We start from the raw sequence: 4,342 nt of genomic DNA on the forward strand, positions 1-4,342 counted from the left end.
GGGGTGGGGCGGCGCGGGCGGGGGGCAGCGAGACCCCGGGGCCGCCGGGGGGGGGGCGCGCGGGGGGGCCGGCGGGGGGGGGCCGTGGGGGGGGCGGGGGGGGGCCCCCCCCCCCCCGGGGCCGGGGTGCTGGAGGCGTTCCCCCGAGCGCCTCCAGCACCCAACCGAGCCGGGCGATACCCGGCGTCACATCACACCGAGGAGAACAACGTGTCCACTGCCTTGTCCGCCCCGTCGGCACCGGTCGACAGGCCCTACGTGCTGCGGCATCTGACGCCCCTGCCCGCAGCCGACCAGCCCCCGGCGGCGCCGGAACTTTGCTACGACGCCGAACGCCAGATCGTTGTCGGCGGGCTGGCCATGGCGTACTACTCCACCATGGCCCGGCGGGGCACGCCGGTCCCGGAGAAGATCGACCGCATGACGGGCGGAGCCGACTCGTGGTGGTAGACCACCTCGTCGCGCAGGCCGGGCGTCCGCGCCCGGTCTGCGTGGTCGCCCGCGACGACGACGCCTCTTTGAACGGCGTCGTCCAGGAACTGCACGCCCTCGGCGCCCCGGTGATCCGCTTCGACGTGGGCAGCTTCCCCGGCCGCGTCACCCTGGCCGCCCAGCTGGCCGGCGGGCACATCGTGGGCACCCTGGAGGCCGACGGGCGCCGCGTACACCTGGAGGACATCGGCGCCATCTTGTGGTGGCACCCCTCCCGCCCCCGGATCAGCCCCGAGGGCCTGGACGCGGGCCGCGCCGAGTGGCTGAGCCGGGAGGCGGCCGCCGGACTGGCCGGCACCCTGGCCGCCCTGGACTGCCTGCACGTCAACCACCCCGTACACACCGACGCGGCACAGAACAAGCCCCACGCCCTGGCCCAGGCCGCGGCCGCCGGGCTGCGGGTTCCTGCGACCTGGATCGGCAACGACGCGGCCGACGCGCGCCGCGCTGTGGACGGCTTCGGCCAGGCGGTGTGCAAATCGCTCGTGCGGCCGTGGGTCGAAACCGCCGACGGGCCGCTGGCGTTCTTCACCAGCGCGGTGCCGCCCGGTGATCTCGATGAGGGCGTGGCCGCCGCGGCGCACCAGTTTCAGCAGCGCATCCACGCGCAGCACGAGGTACGGCTCATCGTCGTCCGCGGGGAACTGTTTGCCGCACGGCTGACGGCGCCGGCCCACTCCACGGACTTCCGCGCTCACTGCGACGAGCTGGTCTACGACTACACCGACGTTCCCGGCGAGGTGCGCTCTGGCGTGGTCCGGCTGATGCGCCGCCTGCACCTGGAGTACGCGGCCCTGGACCTGCTGGTCGACCACCAGGCCCGGTGGTGGCTGGTCGACGTCAACCCCGCCGGAATGTGGGGTTTCGCCGAAGGCAACCTCCCCGGCCTGGCCATCTCCGCCCAGCTCGCCGCCGCGCTGGCCGACACCCGCCTCCGGCGACGGCGCGCCCCCGCCTCCCTGCCCCAGTGCACACCCTAGGAGCCCCCGTGTCGCACAGGGCGTGACCCCGCGCGCCAGCCCCGGCCCGTTCCAACGGGCCAGGGCCTGACCGACGCCGACGACCAGACCGGCCGTTCGGCCCACCGTCCGAGGAGCCGCCGAGGTCATCCGGCGCACTCCTCCGAGAACGGCCCTGCCTCGCGCAGTGGCGAGAGCGGGGCCGCGCCGCGGCCCCCGGCAGTCGCACAGCCGGGAGCCACCGGCCATCCGCTTTGGGAGACGGAACGGCCGGCCGGTGCCGGGGCACTTGAGGGGTGCCCCGGCACCGCGCGGCACGCAAGCAGGCCCTGGCCGCCGGAGAGCGGCCCGCGGCCAGGGCCCGCCACCGGCGCACCGCATCAGCCTGCGAGGAGCAGAACATGACCAAACACCTCATCGCGATCAATGCCAACGTGGAGCAGAACGGCTTCGGCGACCGGAACACGCGGCTGAAGGTATGGCGCCGCCTGCGCCCGCACAGGCCGGCCGTGGTGCGGCGCCAGGAGACGCCCCGGGCGGCCGGCCACGCCAAAGCCGTGATGAGGACCCCGAGGTCGGGCTGGGGCTCGGCCACGTGCAGCCGTACCTGAGCGCGGCGCCCGCACAGCGCCACCGCGCCACGTTCGACGCCTACGCCACGGCGCAGCTCCTCATCGCCATGGCCACCCACTACCGCACCTGGGACCAGCTCGTGGCCGCGGCCGTTCCGCCCGGCCTGCCCGGAGCCCCCGAACCCGACCAGGAGCCCACCCTGTGGTGACCAAACCACCGACGCACCCCCTACGCATCGGCGTGCTGGGCGCCCCCTCCACCGGCAAGACCCTGCTGGTGCGCCGCATCGACCGGGAACTGCGCCGACGGGACATATCCGTCGAGCACACCGCTCACCTCGGGCGGCGCGCAACTCGCGTCCCTCTGCCGCAACGACAGGACCTCTCCGCGGATGCCACCCGGTGGGCCATCGCGACCGGCATCGCGGATGAGGTCGAAGCCGCCGCCCGGCCAGGCCATGACGGCCCACGCGTCGTCCTGGCTGACCAAGTCGGCTGGGAAGCGCTCGCCTGCTTCCGCGCCGCCCAGGAGTGGCACAGCCGGGCCGCCCCCCGCACCGACCGCGAAGCCCTGCACCGGCTCGCGTCCGCTCACGCCCCCTACGACCTTCTCTTCGCCACCCACCTCGACCCGGGCCTGCGCGTCAGGCGCGAACACGGCTACGACAGCCGCTACCGAATCCTGATCGACCGCCACATCCACCGCCTCCTGCGCGAGGAGGGGCTGGCCTACGTACCCGTCACCAGCGACCGGGCCAGCCAGGAACAGGCCGTCATGCGCGCCGTCCAAACCTGCCACTCGCAGGCACCGCTATAACCAGCTCCCCACCCGGCGGCTCCACCCACATCGCCGGGAAAGCCGGCTCCCGCCTCGGCCTGGGCACCGCCGCTCGCGCCACTGTCCGTTACGCGCCCGGGACCCGCTGAAGAGTATGGCGACTACCAGTTCGGCGCTTGGCGGACCACCTCGCTGGGTATGCCGGTGAGTTTCGAGAACGCGTGTCGGTCAGCGCCGTGAACGCCTTGGGTTGTGGTGTTCGAGTGTCGGTGAATTTTGGGTTCTGGCACAGATCTTGGGGAGCCGTAGCGGAGCGTGATGACGCTGTTCGATTGAGAGGGTCCGAGCCCCGGTCGCTCGACCTGCAGGCTCACCTCATACCCTCCGCACATGACTGATGATCCGTTCCAGTGCCGGTGTCTCCTCTGCCATGACTACGGCGACCGGGACGAAGTGGACCGCATGGATCTGACGGTCATCGAGCACGTGCAGCAGCACGGATGGCACGTCGTGATGGTTCCCGAAGACGAGATCGGTCCTGGATTCGCCTACACGATCGGCCTCGCGCACACCCACGGCGGACCTGAACTCGCCATGTTCGGGCTCGATGTCCACGCCATGCACCGCATGCTCAACACGCTCGGAGAGAAGTCTGCCGCGGGCGAAGTGCTGGCGGACGGCCAGAGCCATCCTGATGTTGTCGACGGGTATCGAGTCGCGCTCAGGCAGGTCGATCGCAGTTGGTACCGGGCCTTCTTCGGGCAGGCCATCGGGTTCTACCGACGGCCGCCTCTCCCCGTGCTGCAAGTCGCGTGGCCTGATGTCGAGGGCCGTTTCCAATGGGATGAGCAGGCTGACGAGAGGCATCGCGACTCACAGCCTCAGTTGTGGCTCCCTGCGCGTGACCATCCTGTCGGGATCTGGACGGCCGATCTCTGATCTCAAGGGGCCGGGAAGCTGGCGAGTCGGCACCCCGGGCGATGCGCTATCGAAGCAAGATCATCTTGCGTAGGAGTTCGAATCCGGCTCGGCCGTAGAGCTGTCTCTTGATCTTCTTGATGCGGTTCACGGCGCCCTCGATGCTGCCGGAGCTCCAGTCCAGAGTGAGGCCGGCGGTCACGGCGTCGAGGCCTCGGCGCAGGTGAAGCGCGAAGCCGGTGAGCCCGGGCAGCTGGCTGGCATCGACTGCGTCGATCCAGACAAGAAGCGTGGCGCCCAGGCGGCCGCTGAGTATCTCACCGAAATCGCGGACGTGTCTGGCGGCCGTGTCCAGTTCGGGACAGCGGGCCAGGACGTCTTTGAGGCCGACGCTGTCTTCCTCGCTCAGCGCGGCGGGGTGGCGGGTGAGCCACCAGGTCACTTGCCGTACCGTCGGCGGCCGCGGCGGTGCGGCGGACGGAGCCCCGCGCAAGGTGGCGATGTGGCAGTACTCCGGCACCGCGGGAGGCACCGAGAACTCCCAGATCGGGGTCTTCCTCGCCTACGCGACGGGCCGCGGACGCACATTGATCGACCGGCGGTTGTATCTGCCCGCGTCGTGG

7 protein-coding genes and 1 pseudogene are annotated in these 4,342 nt (G+C 71.6%); 7 read left to right on the forward strand and 1 reads right to left on the reverse strand.

From position 1 onward, the window contains the following. The first annotated feature begins 210 nt into the window (after positions 1 to 210). The 6 genes from ACZ4QV_RS42325 (at position 211) to ACZ4QV_RS42350 (ending at position 3,740) form a co-directional block, all read left to right on the forward strand. Positions 211 to 450 (forward strand): hypothetical protein, encoded by a 240-nt coding sequence (locus ACZ4QV_RS42325; protein WP_467764551.1) that lies wholly within the window; start codon positions 211 to 213, stop codon positions 448 to 450. Next, positions 441 to 1,472, forward strand: a complete 1,032-nt coding sequence (locus ACZ4QV_RS42330; protein ID WP_467764552.1) for an MvdC/MvdD family ATP grasp protein — start codon at positions 441 to 443, stop codon at positions 1,470 to 1,472. The genes ACZ4QV_RS42325 and ACZ4QV_RS42330 overlap by 10 nt, the downstream gene beginning before the upstream one ends. A 380-nt stretch (positions 1,473 to 1,852) precedes the next feature. Continuing rightward, positions 1,853 to 2,062 carry a hypothetical protein gene (locus tag ACZ4QV_RS42335; protein WP_361157729.1) on the forward strand — a complete coding sequence of 70 codons (210 nt, stop codon included), beginning with the start codon at positions 1,853 to 1,855 and terminating at the stop codon, positions 2,060 to 2,062. Next, positions 2,047 to 2,232: a hypothetical protein gene (locus ACZ4QV_RS42340; RefSeq protein WP_361157727.1), complete on the forward strand. Its 186-nt coding sequence runs from the start codon at positions 2,047 to 2,049 to the stop codon at positions 2,230 to 2,232. The genes ACZ4QV_RS42335 and ACZ4QV_RS42340 overlap by 16 nt, the downstream gene beginning before the upstream one ends. Next, positions 2,229 to 2,840 (forward strand): AAA family ATPase, encoded by a 612-nt coding sequence (locus ACZ4QV_RS42345; RefSeq protein WP_467764553.1) that lies wholly within the window; start codon positions 2,229 to 2,231, stop codon positions 2,838 to 2,840. Before ACZ4QV_RS42340 ends, ACZ4QV_RS42345 begins: the two co-directional genes overlap by 4 nt. Positions 2,841 to 3,191: 351 nt before the next feature. Beyond that, positions 3,192 to 3,740, forward strand: a complete 549-nt coding sequence (locus ACZ4QV_RS42350) for a DUF4262 domain-containing protein (protein WP_467764554.1) — start codon at positions 3,192 to 3,194, stop codon at positions 3,738 to 3,740. Between the two features lie 46 nt (positions 3,741 to 3,786). On the opposite strand, the gene ACZ4QV_RS42355 is transcribed toward ACZ4QV_RS42350, so the two are convergent. Beyond that, on the reverse strand, positions 3,787 to 4,161 hold the full coding sequence (locus ACZ4QV_RS42355; RefSeq protein ID WP_467764555.1) for a transposase: 375 nt from the start codon (positions 4,159 to 4,161) through the stop codon (positions 3,787 to 3,789). Between the two features lie 64 nt (positions 4,162 to 4,225). Here ACZ4QV_RS42355 and ACZ4QV_RS42360 point away from each other — a divergent pair. Next, positions 4,226 to 4,342: pseudogene (locus ACZ4QV_RS42360) on the forward strand (IS701 family transposase); the annotation flags it as partial.

The sequence above is a fragment of the Streptomyces sp. NPDC026394 genome, assembly GCF_055567735.1.

Coding starts and splice junctions, on each gene's coding strand:
- ACZ4QV_RS42350 (WP_467764554.1), top strand. CDS start 3,192: ATGACTGATGATCCGTTCCAGTGCCGGTGTCTCCTCTGCCATGACTAC.
- ACZ4QV_RS42335 (WP_361157729.1), top strand. CDS start 1,853: ATGACCAAACACCTCATCGCGATCAATGCCAACGTGGAGCAGAACGGC.